Source organism: Actinoplanes flavus, from assembly GCF_017592555.1.
GTDB classification, from domain to species: domain Bacteria; phylum Actinomycetota; class Actinomycetes; order Mycobacteriales; family Micromonosporaceae; genus Actinoplanes; species Actinoplanes flavus.
In genome coordinates this window covers 52759-67115 of sequence record NZ_JAGFNS010000043.1, presented here as the reverse complement: position 1 = coordinate 67115, position 14357 = coordinate 52759, and the positions used below count along the sequence as shown (strand labels likewise).

Genomic DNA, 14357 nt, shown 5'->3' with positions numbered 1-14357 from the left:
CGCGGTCCGCCCGGACAGCTTCTCCCAGTTCTTGTGCTCCAGGTCACGCGGCTTGCTGGTGAACCCACCAGCCGCACCACCCCACAGCACCCCGCAGGACGGGACCAGGTTGGCGTCGGTCACACACCGGGTCTTGGCCGGAGCCGCCTGCGCGGCGGCCGGAGCCACGACAGCGGCAGTGGCGGTACCCGCGAATACGGCGGTCAAGGCTGTCAGCATCATCGGCAGCTTGGCGCGTCGCAAAACAATCTCCCCCGATTTGTCCGGCACGTTGTCGGCCGGGCATGGGAAAGAGATTCCAGGGCGGGCGTTGCACCTCCAGTGCCCGAACCGGTGCCGGGCGGTTGCGACCGTCCAGACCCCGGGGCGAACGACTCGCCACGGGTAATCGACCACGAGAACGCCGGGTTTACCGAAGTCGTGAACTCCGGCTGCGGCGCCTCGGCTCCGGCGTGATCAGGTGCGTCCGGCGCCCGCCTGGGGGCCGGCGATGCGCTGGGCCAGCCAGACCGGGATGACCGAGAGAACGATCAGGACGGCGGCGACCACGTTGACGACCGGGGCCTGGTTGGGACGGAACAGGTTGTTGAAGATCCAGATGGGCAGGGTGGTCACCCCGGGCCCGGCCGTGAACGTCGTCACGATGATCTCGTCGAAGGAGAGTGCGAAGGCGAGCAGCCCGCCGGCGAGCAGGGCGGACCGGATCAGCGGGAACGTCACGTACCGGAAGGTCTGAAAGCCCGACGCGCCCAGGTCGGCCGACGCCTCCTCCAGATTGGTCCCGGTCCGGCGCAGCCGGGCCAGCACGTTGTTGTAGACGGTGACCACGCAGAACGTGGCGTGGCCGACGATGATCGAGAACATTCCCTTGCCGATGCCGAGGTCGCCCATCACCGACCGCCAGGCGCTGTCCAGGGCGATGCCGGTGACGATGCCGGGCAGCGCGATCGGCAGCAGCACGAGCAGGGAGATCGTGTCCCGGCCGAAGAACGCGAAGCGCTGCACCGCGAAGGCGATCATCGTGCCCAGCACCAGGGCGATCGCGGTGGCGCCGAGCCCGGCCCGGATCGAGGTCAGCAGGGCCTCGCGGGCGCCCTCGTTGGCCCAGGCGGCCGACCACCAGCGGGTGGTGAGGTCGTGCGGCGGCCAGGCGAAGGTGCGGTCGCCGTTGAACGAGTTGATCAGCACCAGCAGCAGCGGCACGTAGATGAAGGTGAGCCCGAGCGCCATCACGGCACGCAGCGCCCAGCGGGCGGGGGCGGACAGCGTCACAGCTCCTCCAGGGCGCCGGAGCGGCGGACCGCGAGCAGGTAGATCACCATGATCAGCACCGGGACGCATGCGATCGCGGCGGCGAACGGGAGGTTGTTGGCGGCGCCGATGTTGGCGTAGACCAGGTTGCCGATGAGCTGGGTCTTGCCGCCGACGATCTGCACGGTGATGTAGTCGCCGAGCGACAGCGAGAAGGTGAAGATCGAACCGGCGAGGACGGACGGGACCAGCGTCGGGAGAACCACCGACCGGAAGGTGCGCCCGGCGCGCGCCCCGAGGTCGGCGGACGCCTCCAGCAGCGAGTCCGGCAGCCGCTCCAGCCCGGCGTAGACCGGCAGGATCATGTAGGGCAGCCACAGGTAGGCGAGCACCAGGACGGTCGCCGGCAGCCCGTACCCGGGTCCGCCGAAGAGGGTGTCCATGGGGCCGTCGTTGGCCAGCAGGATCCGCCAGGCGTAGGCCTTGACCAGGTAGCTGGCCCACAGCGGGGTGAGGATGGCGATGACCAGCCAGTGCCGGGATCCCGCCGGCGCCACCTTGGCCATGAAGAACGCCATCGGTACGGCGACGACGACGCAGATCACGGTGACCGCCGCGGCCACGCCGACGCTGCGCAGCGCGACGTTCCGGTACACCTCCTCGGCGAGGAGGGTCCGGAAGTTCCCCAGGGAGAACTGCCGGACCACCTCGCCGGTGAAGCCGTTCACGGTCCAGAACGCCGACACCAGCAGCACCGCGAGCGCGCCGAGATAGGCGACGACCAGCCAGAGCAGGGGCGCCGAGAGCAGGCCGGCCAGGCGCAGGCGCGGGTGCCGGTGCAGGTACGAACCGAGACTCGCCACGTCACCCCTTGATCGTCGTCCAGGCCTGGGTCCAGGCCGCGTAGTCCTTGCAGGTCACGTCGGTGCGCCCGTCGACGCACCGGGCGAGCGGGGTGGTCCAGTACCAGACCTGCGCGAAGTAGGCCTCGTCCTCGGCGTGGAAGGTGGCGCAGTGGTTCGGGTCCTTGGTCTCGGCGCAGGACAGCCTGTTGGCGGGCGCCTCGCCGAACCACTCGGCGACGCCCGCGTTGGCCTTCGGCGAGATGATGTGGTTCATCCACAGGTAGGCGCAGTGGGGGTGCTGCGCCTTGGCGGACACCATCCACGTGTCGGACCAGCCGGTGGCGCCCTCGGCCGGCAGGATCGCCTCGACGGGCGCGCCGTCGGCCTTGGTCAGGTTGGTGATGACCTGCCAGGTGGTGCCGAGCACCGAGTTGCCGGCCTTGAAGGCCTGCACCTCCTTGGTGTAGTCGGACCAGTACTCGCCGATCAGCTCGTTCTGCTGCTTGAGCAGGTCGACGGCCGCCTGGAACTGGGTGTCGTCGAGGGCGTACGGGTTCTCGATGTTCAGTTCCGGCTTGGTCTTCATGAGGTAGAGCGCGGCGTCGGCGATGTAGATCGGCGAGTCGTACGCGGTGATCTTTCCCTTGTGCGGTGACGCCGGGTCGAAGACGGCGCTCCACGAGGTGGGCGCCGGGGTGACCGTGTCGGTGCGGTACATCAGCAGGTTGGCGCCACGGCCGTGCGGGGCGCCGTAGGGCACGCCGTCGACCGAGTTCCAGGCCTTGTTCTTCAGGCCCTCGAAGACGTCCTGGTAGTTGCTGAGCAGATCGGTGTTGACCGGGGCGACGTCACCGCCGTAGATGAGCCGCAGCGACGCGTCACCGGAGGCGGACACGACGTCGTACTCGCCGGTCTTCATCAGGGCGACCATCTCGTCGGACGTCCCGGCGATCTTGTTGTTGACCTGGCAGCCGGTCTCTTTCTCGAAGCCGGTGACCCAGTCGACGCTCTTGTCGGTGGAGCCGTCCTCGACGTACCCGGCCCAGGAGACGACGTTGACCACGCCCTCGCCGGCGCCGAGCGCCGCCAGCTCGTCGATCTTCGGGACGGTGAGGCCGCCGGGTCCGCTGCCGGCCGGGTCGCCGCCGTCATCGCCGCAGCCGGCGAGCGTGAGCACGCCCGCGGCCAGTGCTGCCAACAATATTCTTCCGCTACGCATGTGCGGTCTCCTTCGCAACCGGGGGGATCTCGACGATGTGCTCGTCGTGCCAGGTCAGGTGCACCCGCTGGCCGCGGGCGGCCAGCGGCGCGCCGTCGTGGCGGTTCTGGGCGACGACGACGGCGCGGCTGCCCGCGTCGAGGTCGACGACATACCGGGTGACGGGGCCGGCGTAGACGACCTCGGCGACCGTGCCGGGCGCACCGGTGTCCGCGGAGATCCCGATCTTCTCGGGGCGTACCGAGAACACGCCGTCGCGGGCGAACAGCGCCCGGGACACGTCACCGGTGAACACGTTGGAGGTGCCGACGAAACCGGCGACGAAGGAGCTGCGCGGCCGTTCGTACACCTCCTCGGGGGTGCCGACCTGGGCGATGCGCCCGGCGTCGAAGACCGCGACCCGGTCGCTCATGGTGAGCGCCTCGTCCTGGTCGTGGGTGACGAAGACGAAGGTGATGCCGACCTCGCGCTGGAGGGCCTTGAGCTCCACCTGCATCTGCTCGCGCAGCCTCCGGTCGAGCGCGCCGAGCGGCTCGTCGAGCAGCAGCACCTTGGGCCGGTTCACCAGGGCACGGGCCAGGGCGACGCGCTGCCGCTGCCCACCGGACATGGCGGCCGGGCGACGGCCGCCGAAGCCCTCCAGCCGGACCGAGGCGAGGGCCCGCTCGGCGCGCTCGCGGCGTTCCCGCTTGGCGACCCGGCGGACCTTGAGGCCGTACTCCACGTTCTCCAGCACCGTCATGTGCGGGAACAGGGCGTAGTCCTGGAAGACCGTGTTGACGTCGCGCTCGAACGGCGGCAGCCGGGTCACGTCCCGCCCGCCCAGCTCGACGGTTCCGGCGGTGGGCAGCTCGAACCCGGCGATCATCCGCAGCACGGTGGTCTTGCCGGAGCCGGACGGGCCGAGCATGGAGAAGAACTCGCCGTCGGCGATCGCGAGGTCGACGCCGGCCACGGCATCGACCGCGCCGAACGACTTGCGGAGGCCGGTCAGCCGGATGGCCGGGGTTGAGATGTCGGTCACGGCGAAAACGTATGGCGTCAGACTTTAAAGGTCAAGGCGGCCCGGTAACCGGTTCGCCGACCGCCATACGGAAGAATCACGGCCCATGGGGACGTCCCGAGCCAGCGCGCGATCCGTGGTGTTCGCACCACTCGACCCGCACAGCCGTGCCGAGACGGTCGTCCGGCGGCTCACCGACGCCATCACGTTCGGGCTGCTCACCGATGCCGAGCAGCTGCCCAGCGAAACCGACCTGGCGGCACAGTTCGGGGTCTCCCGGGTGACCGTCCGGGAGGCGCTGGTGGCGCTGCGGCAGCAGAACCTGGTGGAGACACGCCGGGGCCGTGGCGGCGGCAGCTTCGTGCGCGCGCCCGCCGCGGCCGCCGACCGGTCCCTGCGGTCCCGGCTCTCCGAACTCAGCCTGCCCAACCTGCGCGACACCGCCGACCACTACGCGGCGGTCGCGGGGGCCGCCGCACGGCTGGCCGCCCAGCGCGCCGACGCCGACGACATCCTGCGCATCGAGGAGGTCGACGCCGACGTGGCCGGGCCGCCGCACCGGATGGAGCGGGCCTACCACCTGGAGGTCGCGGCGGTGGCCCAGTCCGCCCGCCTGGCCCGCGAGGAGATCCGGTTCGCCACCGAACTGGGCACGCTCCTCTGGTCCCCGATACTCCAGAGTGTCGACGGCGCCTACGATCCGCACGCGGAACATCGGGCCATCACGGCGGCCATCGCGGCCGGCGACGGCGACCTGGCCCGCGGACTCACCGAAAAACACATAGAGACGGCTGTCGAACGGCTCGTTACGCTGCACTTGACGCTGGTCGAGCCGTGAAGGTGGGCCCCGTGGGACAGACGATCACAAGCGGGACGACAGCCCTCGCCGAACGCGTCACCGCCCTGGCCGAGGCCGCCTTCGCCACCGCCGACGGGTTGCGCCGCCGGGCCGAGGACCTGTTCACCGGCGGGCGGCCCACCTCCGCCGATCTGGCCGTGCTGCGCCCGTGGGTGACCGAGGCGCTGGGTGGACTGATCAACGGGGCCGGGGTGATCACCGTCCCGCTCGCCGACGGGCGGCCCGGCCTGGAATGGTGGATGGGCTCACCGGCACAGCGTTCCCAGCTGGCCCTCGACCTGGACCCGGCCAGTGACACGTTCGTCGACGTGAGCCGTCAGCCGTGGTATTCGGTGCCCCGCGCCACCGGCCGCCGCCACGTGACCGGGCCGTACGTCGACTACGTCTGCGCCGAACAGTACGCGCTCACCTTCACCGTCCCGGTCACCGACCACGGCACGTTCGCCGGGATCGCCGGGGCGGACGTGTTCGTCGGCGACTTCGAGCGCGCCCTGCGCCCGGCGCTGCGGGCGGTCGGCACGCCGGTCGCGCTGGTCAACACGCACGGCCGGGTGGTCGCCGGCAGCACCGCCCACCACCTGGCGGGTTCCCTGATCCGGGACGCGCACATCCGTACCGCGCTGCTCACCGCGCTTCCGGCGACGCTGCCCGACGGGGTCCGGATCACGCCGTGCGGCACCCTGCCCCTGGCGGTCCTGACCTGGCCGTGACCCCCGCGTCCACCATGGCAGGATCGGCTCGTGCGGATCGGGATGCTGGGATCGTTCGAGGTGCACGGCGACGACGGCGCCCTCGCCGAACTGCCCGGCGCACGGCTGCGCGGGCTGCTGATCGCCCTGGCACTGGAGACCGGCCGGGTGGTGCCGAAAGCGGCCCTGGTCGACTGGATCTGGGGTGAGCGCCCGCCCGCCGACGCCACGAACGCCCTGCACCGCCTGGTCTCCCGGCTGCGCAAGGCCCTGCCGGACGGCGCCGTCGAAGGGCACACCGAGGGCTACCGGCTGACCGCCGAGCCGGACGCGGTCGACGCCGTCCACTTCGAACGCCTGGTCACCGCGGCGCACGCCCGGGACAGCGGCGATCCGGTCCGGGAGCGCCTGTTGCGGGAGGCGCTCGGCCTGTGGCGCGGGCCCGCCCTGCGCGATGTCGCGCTGCCGGACAGCGCCGCGTTCGGCGCGGCCGTCACCCGGCTGGAGGAGCTGCGCCTGGCCGCGCTGGAGGACCGGTACGAGTCCGGCGGCGGCCCCGAGCAGGTCACCGAACTGACCGCCCTGGTCGCGGCGCACCCGCTGCGGGAACGGCTGGCCGCCGCCCTGATGCGCGCCCTGGCCGCGGCCGGCCGGGGCAGCGAGGCGCTGCTGGTCTACCAGCGCACCCGGGACGCGCTGGCCGACGCCCTGGGGGTGGACCCGTCACCGGAGCTGTCCGCCCTGCACGTCGCCCTGCTGCGCGGCGACGCCCGGCGGCCGGAGCAGCGGCGGACCAACCTGCGCGCCGAGCTGACCAGCTACGTCGGCAAGTCGGCCGACGTCGCGGCGGTCCGGGAGCTGGTGGCCGGGCACCGGCTCACCACCCTGACCGGGCCGGGCGGTTCGGGCAAGACCCGGCTGGCCACGGAGTCCGCCCGTACCCTGCTCGATGATCTTCCGGACGGGGTGTGGCTCGTGGAGCTCGCCGCGATCGGCCCGGACGGTGACGTGGCACAGGCGGCTCTCGCCGGGCTCGGCCTGCGCGACACCCTGCTCGGCGAGGCGCCGCCGGCCGGCCCGCTGGAGCGGCTGACCGCCGCCGTCCGGGACCGGGAGGCACTGCTGATCCTGGACAACTGCGAGCACGTGATCGAGGCGGCGGCGGAATTCGCGCACCGGGCGCTCGGCGAGTGCCCGAACCTGCGGATCCTGGCGACCAGCCGGGAACCGCTCGGCATCGTCGGCGAGGCACTGTGGCCGGTGGAGCCGCTGGCCCTGCCGGCACACGACGGCGACGCCGCCGGCTCCCCGGCGGTGCGGCTGCTGCGCGACCGGGCCGGCGCCGTCCGCAAGGATCTCGGGAACGACCCCGCCACCCTGTCCACGATGGTCCGGGTGTGCCGGGCGCTGGACGGGATGCCGCTGGCCATCGAACTCGCGGCGGCCCGGCTGCGGACCATGTCGCTCGATCAGCTCGCGCATCGCCTCGACGACCGGTTCCGCCTGCTGACCGGCGGCAGCCGGACCGCCCTGCCCCGGCACCGGACGCTGCGGGCGGTGATCGACTGGAGCTGGGAACTGCTGTCCGAAGCGGAACGCACGATGCTGCGGCGGCTGTCGGTGTTCGCCGGCGGGGCGAGCCTGGAGGCGGCCGAGCGGGTCTGCGGCGGCGACCACCTGGAGCTGCTCACCTCGCTCACCGAGAAGTCGCTGCTGGTGGCCGAGGGCGACAGCGCGCCCCGCTACCGGATGCTGGGCACCATCCGGGAGTACGCCGGTGACCGGCTGGCCGAGGCCGGCGAGTCGGAACAGGCCCGGCGGGCACACCTGGACTGGTGCACCGAGCTGGCCGAGACCGCCGAGCCGCATCTGCGCCGGGCCGGGCAGCTGCACTGGCTGGCGCTGTTGCAGGCCGAGCACGACAACATCGGGGCGGCGATGCGCGGGGCGCTGGCGACCGGTGACGCGCACGCGGCGATGCGGCTGGCCGCGGGCGCCGGATGGTACTGGTGGCTCAGCGGCAACAAGACCGAGGGCGTGGAGCTGATCGTGGCGGCCACCGAAATGCCCGGGGCGGTGCCCGACGGCATCCGGGCCACCGTCTACGCCATCTTCACCATGTTCCTCACCGACGGCCCCTCCGACGAGCACCGGGCAGCCGAGTGGATCATCAAGGCGTACGAGCTGAGCCGGCACGCCCCACGCCACCATCCACTGATCGGTTTCACCGCCCCGCTGGAGCGCCTGCTGCGGGAGCCCGGCGCGGTGCTGTCTGCCTTCGAGCCGCTGCTCGACGACCCGGATCCGTGGGCCCGCGCGCTGGCCCGGCTGCACCTGGGCAAGATGCGGATCCTGCTCGGCCACGGCGGGCGCGACGCGGACGCCCACCTGGAGACGGCGCTCACCCGGTTCCGGGCGCTCGGCGAGCGGTTCGGCATCTCGTTCGGGCTGATCGAGCTGGCCGAGCGGATCGCCACCCGCGGCGAGCTCGCCACCGCCTGCGGGTACTACGAGGAGGCGGTCGAGGTGGTCACCCCGATCGGCGCGGTCGAGGACGTGATCCGGATGCGGGCCCGGCTGGCGCAGTTGTACTGGCTGGCCGGCGACCGGGAGGCCGCCGCGACCGCGCTCGCCGGGGCGCGGCGCTCGGCGGAACGGGTCACCTGGCCGGGCTCGCTGGCCGAACTGGCTCTCGCCGAGGCGCGCCTGGCCCACTGGGCCGGCGACCGGGCGGAGGCGTACCGGCGGCTCGCGGCAGCGACCGGGATCCTCGGCGCGGAGGCCGGCCGGCCCAACGTCCGCGGTGAGGTCGAGGATCTGCTCGGCTATCTCACCGAGGATCACCACGAGGCCGGTACGCACCGCGCCGCCGCCTACCGCGCGGCGGTCGCGGCGGGCCACGCGCCGCTGATCGCCCAGGTGCTCGTCGGCGTCGCCGACCAGGCGCTGCGCCACGACGACCCGGAACAGGCGGCGCGGCTGCTCGCGGCGAGCACCGCGGTGCGGGGCCTGCCGGACCGCGCGCACCCGGACGCGGCCCGGATCGAGCGGACCGTCCGCCACCGCCTGGGCGACGGGTTCGCCGCGGCGACCGCGGACGGCGCGGCGGCCGACTGGCGCCGGCTCGCCGAGGTCACGCTCGCCGGCTGACGACGGCGGTCAGCGGGTGAAGACGTCCAGCGGGACGGCGTCGGCGATGGCCTGGAGCCCGGCCGCGCCGGGGTGCAGGTGGTCGCCCGAGTCGTGCTCCCGCCGGTACCGGGTGGGCGCGGACGGGTCGTGGGTGGCCCGGTCCGCGTCGAGGACGGCGTCGCAGCCGCTGCCGGAGCCGCGCAGGAACGCGTTGATCTCGCCGCGGGCCGACTCACCGCGGGCGGTCCAGTAGCCGGCACCCTCGTACGGCGTGAGCGTCGCACAGATCACCCGCAGCCCCGCCCCGTGCGCCCGCTCGATCAGCTTCCCGAGGGCGCCGGTCAGCTCGGCCGCGGACGGCGGATCGGCCGCGCCCAGGTCGTTGATCGCGTCGTCCGAGATGATCACCCAGCGGGCGCCCGGCCGGCTGAGCACGTCACGGTCGAACCGGTTCGGCGCGCTCTCGCCGCGGTCGTCGACGGTGAGCCGGTTGCCGCTGATCCCGGCGTTGAGCACCCCGACCGTGAGCCCGGCCGCGCGCAGCCGGTCGGCCAGCAGGTCCGGCCAGCGCTGGTTGCCGTTGAAGCGGGAGCCGAACCCGTCGGTGATGGAGGCCCCGAACGCGACCACCGCACCGGTCGCGTCCGCGTTGCGCACGTCCAGCCCGGAGAGGAAATACCAGCTGCTCTCGGTCTTCGCCCCGGACAGCGTGCCGGCGGCCGCCTGGTCGCCGGACGCGACGTACGTGTCCTGCACCGCGATCCCGTGCATCGTCCCGCCCGCGGTGGTGGGCAGGTGCACGGTGACCGCCACGTCCCCGTCGGCCGGCACCGCGAACGCCACCTCGTCGCTGACCGCGGTGCTCCCGGGCGGCACGGTCACCGAGGCCGCGCCCCCGAACGTGACCGGCCGGGAATCCGTCACGGCGCCGCCGCCGGCCCGGTGCGCCAGGTACGCCGAGCCGATGACCAGCGGCCCGGTGCCGAACTCGTTGGAGAACCGGAGACGGGCGCTGTCACCGCCGATGCTGGTGTGCACGATCTGCCGTACCGTGTGATCGTGGAAGGACCGCCCGCCGTGCTGGACCGCGGTCCCCCAGGTCCCCACCCACGAGGCCGGCGCGGCCGACGGGACCGGAGCCGCTGACGGCGGCTCCGGCATGGGCACGGGCGGCGCCGAACACCCCGCGGCGAGACTCAGCGCGAACGCCACCGCGCACCGCCGCATCGACTTGTTGATCACCGGCACACATTCTGCCGGTCGACGGTCACCGATGGCGCGAGGGGCGGGGAGGACCGGACCGCTCAGCGGGGCAGGTCGTGCCGCCGGTGGACGATCTTCTCGACGACGCCGCCGGGCAGCAACCGCCGCAGCGCGAAGACGAACGGCGCGTTGCTGCCCACCGCGTACCGGGCCTTCGGCCGCTCCGCCTCGATCGCCGTGAGGATCGTGGCGGCGACCCGCTCGGCGGTGATCCCGGCCCGCTCGTTGCGGTCCAGCGCGGCCAGCATCCGCTCGAAGTCGGCCCGGTACGGCGACCCGTCGCCGATGTACTTCGTCCGCCGCTCGCTGATGCCGGTCGCGATGGATCCGGGCTCCACCGTGGTCAGCCACACCCCGAACGGCGACAGCTCGTGCCGCGCCCCGTTGCTGAACCCCTTGATCGCGGCTTTCGAGGCGACGTAGGACGAGCGGTACGCCAGCGGGAACGACGCCAGCATCGACCCGACCATCACCACCCGGCCGTGGCCGCGGTCCCGCATCCCGGGCAGCGCGAGCTGGGTGAGCCGGACCGGGCCGAGCACGTTCACCTGAAAGATCCGCCGCAGCGCCTCGGCCGGCAGCTCCTCGATCGGTCCCGACTGGCTCTCGCCCGCGTTGTTGACCAGCACGTCCACACCGCTCAGCGTCCCGGCGAGGCTCTCGATCGAGGCGTCGTCGGCGAGGTCGAGCGCGACGTACTCGACGCCGGGCGCCTTCTGGTCCGGCTGCAGCGAGGACGGGTCACGGCTGGTGCCCAGCACGCGATATCCGCGGGCGGCGAGTGCCGCCGCGGTCGCCTTCCCGATACCGGACGAGGCGCCGGTGACCAACGCGGTGCGATTCACGTGAGCAACTTAGCCGCACTTGACCGGCCGGTCACGCCGGGAGATCGTCACGCCCATGATCTCCGACGTGTGGCTGTCCGATTTCACGCCCGGAGCGGAGTTGTTCCGCAGCGAACGGGAGTTCCGCTTCCACGGCTACGGCATCACCCACAGCCCGCTGATGTTCGCCTCCTTCCCCGGTCCGGGCGGCCACGCCCACGAGACCGCGATCCAGCTCCAGTTCCGCCCGGTCGACGTGCTGCGCATCCAGCGGGTCTACCCGGGTCTCGTGGTGCGCTGCGCCACCGCCGGGGAGGCCGCCGAGATCACCGCGACGCTGACCCGTCCGATGGACGACGGCGCCCACGTCCTGCTGCTGGAGTCCGGCCCGGCCCGCGACTTCGTCGTGTGCCGGGGTTTCGGCTGGCGGGAGGGTGTGCTGCCGCGCATGCAGGCGGGCTTCTACAACGCGCCGTCCCGGCACGACCCGATGTGGCCCACCGGTCCCTTCTCCGGAACCGTCGACGACCTCGACGTCGCCTCCCCCGCCGAGGTGGCCGCCACCGTGGCCGAGGGCTTGCCCGACCGGACGTCGCGCCGGGACCGCCGCGGCTGGGCCTGGGTGCTGAGCGCCCGCGACGGTTCGTCCCGGACCACGGTGGGTGTGTTCCTCTCCGAGGCCGACGCCCTCGAGGCCGCCGACCTGCTCCGGCCCACGGTCGGCTCCTGCCGGATAGATCAGGTCCCGGTCGCGTTCTGACCCGGTCGCGCCGGTGTGGTTGCCGGGGTGGCGCCGCCGCCCCGCATAGGGTGGAGCCGCTATGACTGTGCAGGATTCCGAAGCCGAGACCCGTCCCTGCGCCCACTGCGGGCGCCCCGTGCCGCAGCGCGCCTCCGCCGGGCGCCCGTTCCGCTACTGCCGCGACAACGACGGCGAGTGCCAGCGGGCTTCGCGGAACGTGCGGATGCGGCACCGTTCGTCGCCGGGGCTGGCCGGGCAGGTGGCGCGCACCTGGGAGGTCGTCGACCGGCTCGATCAACTGGTCGGCACGCTGACCGAGGCGCTGCACTCGGAAATGTCCCCGGCCGGGGTGGAGCGGCAGCTCGCCGAGGTGCGGGCGGAGACGTCCGGGCAGGTGGCGGCGGCGCACGCGGAACGCGACGACGCCCGCCGTGACGCCGAGCAGGCGGCCGACGCGGCGATCGCGGCACAGCAGATCGCGGCGGCGGCCACCGCCGAACGGGACGAGGCCCGGCGTCGGGCCGATGACGCGCGGCGCGCCGCCGAGGAGGCCGGGAAGCGGGCGCAGGAGGCGGTCACGGCCCGCGACGAGGCGGTCCGGGCGGCGACGGCGGCCGCCGCGCTGCGCGAGCGGGCCGAGGCCGAGCGGGACGCCGCGGCCGAGGAGCTGGGCACGGCCAAACAGGACCTCCAAGGGGTACGCGCGCAGCGTGACGCCGCGGAACGGGACCTGAAGGCCGCGCTTCAGGACGCCAGGGAGTTCCGCGACCGGGCCGAGGAGGAGCAGCGCCGCTCCCAGGAACGGCTCACCACGGTGCGGTCGGAGGCGGACCGCTTCCTGGCCGAGGCGGAGCAGGCCCGGCAGGCGGCGGCCACCGCCGAACGGGACCGGGACGACGCGGCCGCCCGGGCACGGCAGGCCCACGCCGAGGCCGCGGCGACGCGGGACGAGCTGGCGGCGGCCGTCGCGGAACGGGACGGCCTCCGGCGTACCGGGGAGGATCTCGAACGTGCCGCCGAGCGCGCCGCGCGGGAACGCGCCGATCTGGAACGCCGACTCGCGTCCGCCCGCGCCGACGCCGACGCCGCTCACGAGCGGGTGGCCCAGTTGACCTCGCAGGTGAGCGACCTGGCGTCCGCGCTGGCCGCCCTGGGCGCCGCCCGCCCGGTCCCGCCGCCCCAGCCCAAGCCGTCCGGCACCAGTTGATCCGCGTGCCGAGTGTTTCGCCGGATTTTCCTGCTCCGGCCGTAAACTGGTGAAGTTTCTCACGTCCCACCGGCCTGTAAGCGGTGGAGCGGGAGCCGATCACTACCGTGGGCGAGCCGGGGGATGACCTACGGTTCCGTGATCGACGAGTGAATTCCACCGAGTGACCGACATCGCACCACCCGCAGATCTCTCAAACCGCCACAAGGTGGACCAAGGTCCACTCGGCCATGGGTTCGGTTTGCCGGGTGGGGTGAGTGGCCGGTTACGCTCATAGCGTTAACACCGCCGATACAGGCGGCCGATAGGGACTTTGGCGGTGCCGGAATTCCGGTGGAGGAATCCGGCGGCCGCTCCTTTCGTTACACCAACGAGAGCAGCACCACTAAGCGAGGGGAAAGCCGATCATGGGCGAACGCATGCTGCGCGGCAGCCGTCTTGGCGCGGTCAGCTACGAGTCCGACCGTAACACCGAGCTGGCGCCCCGGCAGTCCCGCGAGTACCTGTGCGTCAAGGGTCACCAGTTCGAGGTGCCGTTCGCCGTCGACGCCGAGGTGCCCACCACCTGGGAGTGCAAGTTCGACGGCAGCGTCGCCCGCTTGGTGGACGGCACCGAGCCGGAGCAGAAGAAGGCGAAGCCGCCGCGCACCCACTGGGACATGCTGCTCGAGCGGCGGTCGATCGCCGAGCTGGAGGACATCCTCAACGAGCGGCTGCAGGAGGTTCGCACCCGCCGCGGTCGCTGAGGTCAGCAAACGAGAAGGCCGCCCCCTCCGTCGGGAGGGGGCGGCCTTTCCGTGTGTCCATGGGCCTAGCGGACGATCTCGCCCTCGATGGCGGCGGCCGGCGGGCGCGGCTGGTCGTCGTCGACGACCACGACGGTGACCGGGTCGCTCTGGTGCACCCGGACGCGGCGCGGCCCGAACAGGTCGCCGGTGGCGGCGCCGCCGAGGTTGCGCTGGGCGAACCGCTCCACCCCGCGGCGGGCCAGGATCCGGCCCGGTGGCAGCAGCAGGAGCAGACCGGCGGCGCTGCTGAGGAAGCCGGGCACGGCCAGCAGCAGTGCCCCGAGAAGGCCGATCAGGGAATTGCTGACCTCCCCGCCGGGCGGGCGCCCCGCCCGGACCGCCTCCTGGAAGGCACGGAAGCCGCGGATGCCCTCGCGGCGCAGCAGCGCGACGCCGACGACGCAGGACGCGGCGAGCAGCAGAACCGCCCAGCCCGCGCCGATGGCCTGCGCCACCGCCAGGAAGACCACGATCTCCGCCACCGCCAGCAGCGGGAACGCGATCGGTAGGTAGGCCAGCCTGCTACGCCGCATGT

General features: G+C 73.0%; 13 protein-coding genes and 1 pseudogene. 6 read left to right on the top strand and 8 right to left on the bottom strand.

Annotated features, from left to right (window positions below):
- From J5X75_RS45110 to J5X75_RS40035, 5 genes and pseudogenes are all read right to left on the bottom strand, one after another.
- A pseudogene (locus tag J5X75_RS45110) lies at nucleotides 1-207 on the bottom strand (glycoside hydrolase family 26 protein); the annotation flags it as partial.
- Between the two features lie 249 nt (nucleotides 208-456).
- Nucleotides 457-1272: an ABC transporter permease gene (locus J5X75_RS40050; protein ID WP_307798575.1), complete on the bottom strand. Its 816-nt coding sequence runs from the start codon at nucleotides 1270-1272 to the stop codon at nucleotides 457-459.
- Nucleotides 1269-2114 carry an ABC transporter permease gene (locus tag J5X75_RS40045; protein ID WP_208472940.1) on the bottom strand — a complete coding sequence of 282 codons (846 nt, stop codon included), beginning with the start codon at nucleotides 2112-2114 and terminating at the stop codon, nucleotides 1269-1271. Before J5X75_RS40045 ends, J5X75_RS40050 begins: the two co-directional genes overlap by 4 nt.
- 1 nt (nucleotide 2115) lies before the next feature.
- Nucleotides 2116-3315, bottom strand: a complete 1200-nt coding sequence (locus tag J5X75_RS40040) for an ABC transporter substrate-binding protein (RefSeq protein WP_208472939.1) — start codon at nucleotides 3313-3315, stop codon at nucleotides 2116-2118.
- Nucleotides 3308-4339: an ABC transporter ATP-binding protein gene (locus J5X75_RS40035; protein ID WP_372451034.1), complete on the bottom strand. Its 1032-nt coding sequence runs from the start codon at nucleotides 4337-4339 to the stop codon at nucleotides 3308-3310. The genes J5X75_RS40040 and J5X75_RS40035 overlap by 8 nt, the downstream gene beginning before the upstream one ends.
- Before the next feature lie 85 nt (nucleotides 4340-4424).
- Here J5X75_RS40035 and J5X75_RS40030 point away from each other — a divergent pair, with 85 nt between their 5' ends.
- Genes J5X75_RS40030 through J5X75_RS40020 form a run of 3 tightly spaced genes read left to right on the top strand, consistent with a single transcriptional unit; the run spans nucleotide 4425 to nucleotide 9016 of the window.
- Entirely contained in the window at nucleotides 4425-5156 is a 732-nt protein-coding gene (locus J5X75_RS40030; RefSeq protein ID WP_208472938.1) for a FadR/GntR family transcriptional regulator, read from the top strand.
- A gap of 11 nt (nucleotides 5157-5167) precedes the next feature.
- Complete coding sequence (locus tag J5X75_RS40025) at nucleotides 5168-5887, top strand: cache domain-containing protein (protein ID WP_208472937.1); 720 nt, start codon at nucleotides 5168-5170, stop codon at nucleotides 5885-5887.
- Nucleotides 5888-5917: 30 nt separating this feature from the next.
- A complete protein-coding gene (locus J5X75_RS40020; RefSeq protein WP_208472936.1) occupies nucleotides 5918-9016 on the top strand; it encodes an ATP-binding protein in 3099 nt (1032 codons plus the stop codon).
- A 9-nt stretch (nucleotides 9017-9025) separates the two neighbouring features.
- Here J5X75_RS40020 and J5X75_RS46290 read toward each other — a convergent pair whose 3' ends face one another.
- Both J5X75_RS46290 and J5X75_RS40010 read right to left on the bottom strand, forming a co-directional pair.
- Entirely contained in the window at nucleotides 9026-10240 is a 1215-nt protein-coding gene (locus J5X75_RS46290) for an SGNH/GDSL hydrolase family protein (protein WP_208472935.1), read from the bottom strand.
- Nucleotides 10241-10302: 62 nt separating this feature from the next.
- Nucleotides 10303-11106 carry an SDR family oxidoreductase gene (locus tag J5X75_RS40010; protein ID WP_208472934.1) on the bottom strand — a complete coding sequence of 268 codons (804 nt, stop codon included), beginning with the start codon at nucleotides 11104-11106 and terminating at the stop codon, nucleotides 10303-10305.
- Between the two features lie 55 nt (nucleotides 11107-11161).
- Here J5X75_RS40010 and J5X75_RS40005 point away from each other — a divergent pair, with 55 nt between their 5' ends.
- From J5X75_RS40005 to J5X75_RS39995, 3 genes are all read left to right on the top strand, one after another.
- Nucleotides 11162-11845 carry a hypothetical protein gene (locus J5X75_RS40005; RefSeq protein ID WP_208472933.1) on the top strand — a complete coding sequence of 228 codons (684 nt, stop codon included), beginning with the start codon at nucleotides 11162-11164 and terminating at the stop codon, nucleotides 11843-11845.
- Between the two features lie 61 nt (nucleotides 11846-11906).
- The gene (locus tag J5X75_RS40000; RefSeq protein WP_208472932.1) at nucleotides 11907-13034 is read left to right on the top strand and encodes a serine/threonine protein kinase; all 1128 of its coding nucleotides are present in this window, start codon (nucleotides 11907-11909) and stop codon (nucleotides 13032-13034) included.
- Between the two features lie 407 nt (nucleotides 13035-13441).
- The gene (locus tag J5X75_RS39995; protein ID WP_208472931.1) at nucleotides 13442-13780 is read left to right on the top strand and encodes an RNA polymerase-binding protein RbpA; all 339 of its coding nucleotides are present in this window, start codon (nucleotides 13442-13444) and stop codon (nucleotides 13778-13780) included.
- Between the two features lie 65 nt (nucleotides 13781-13845).
- On the opposite strand, the gene J5X75_RS39990 is transcribed toward J5X75_RS39995, so the two are convergent.
- Complete coding sequence (locus J5X75_RS39990; protein ID WP_208472930.1) at nucleotides 13846-14355, bottom strand: FxsA family protein; 510 nt, start codon at nucleotides 14353-14355, stop codon at nucleotides 13846-13848.
- Between the last annotated feature and the right edge of the window lie 2 nt (nucleotides 14356-14357).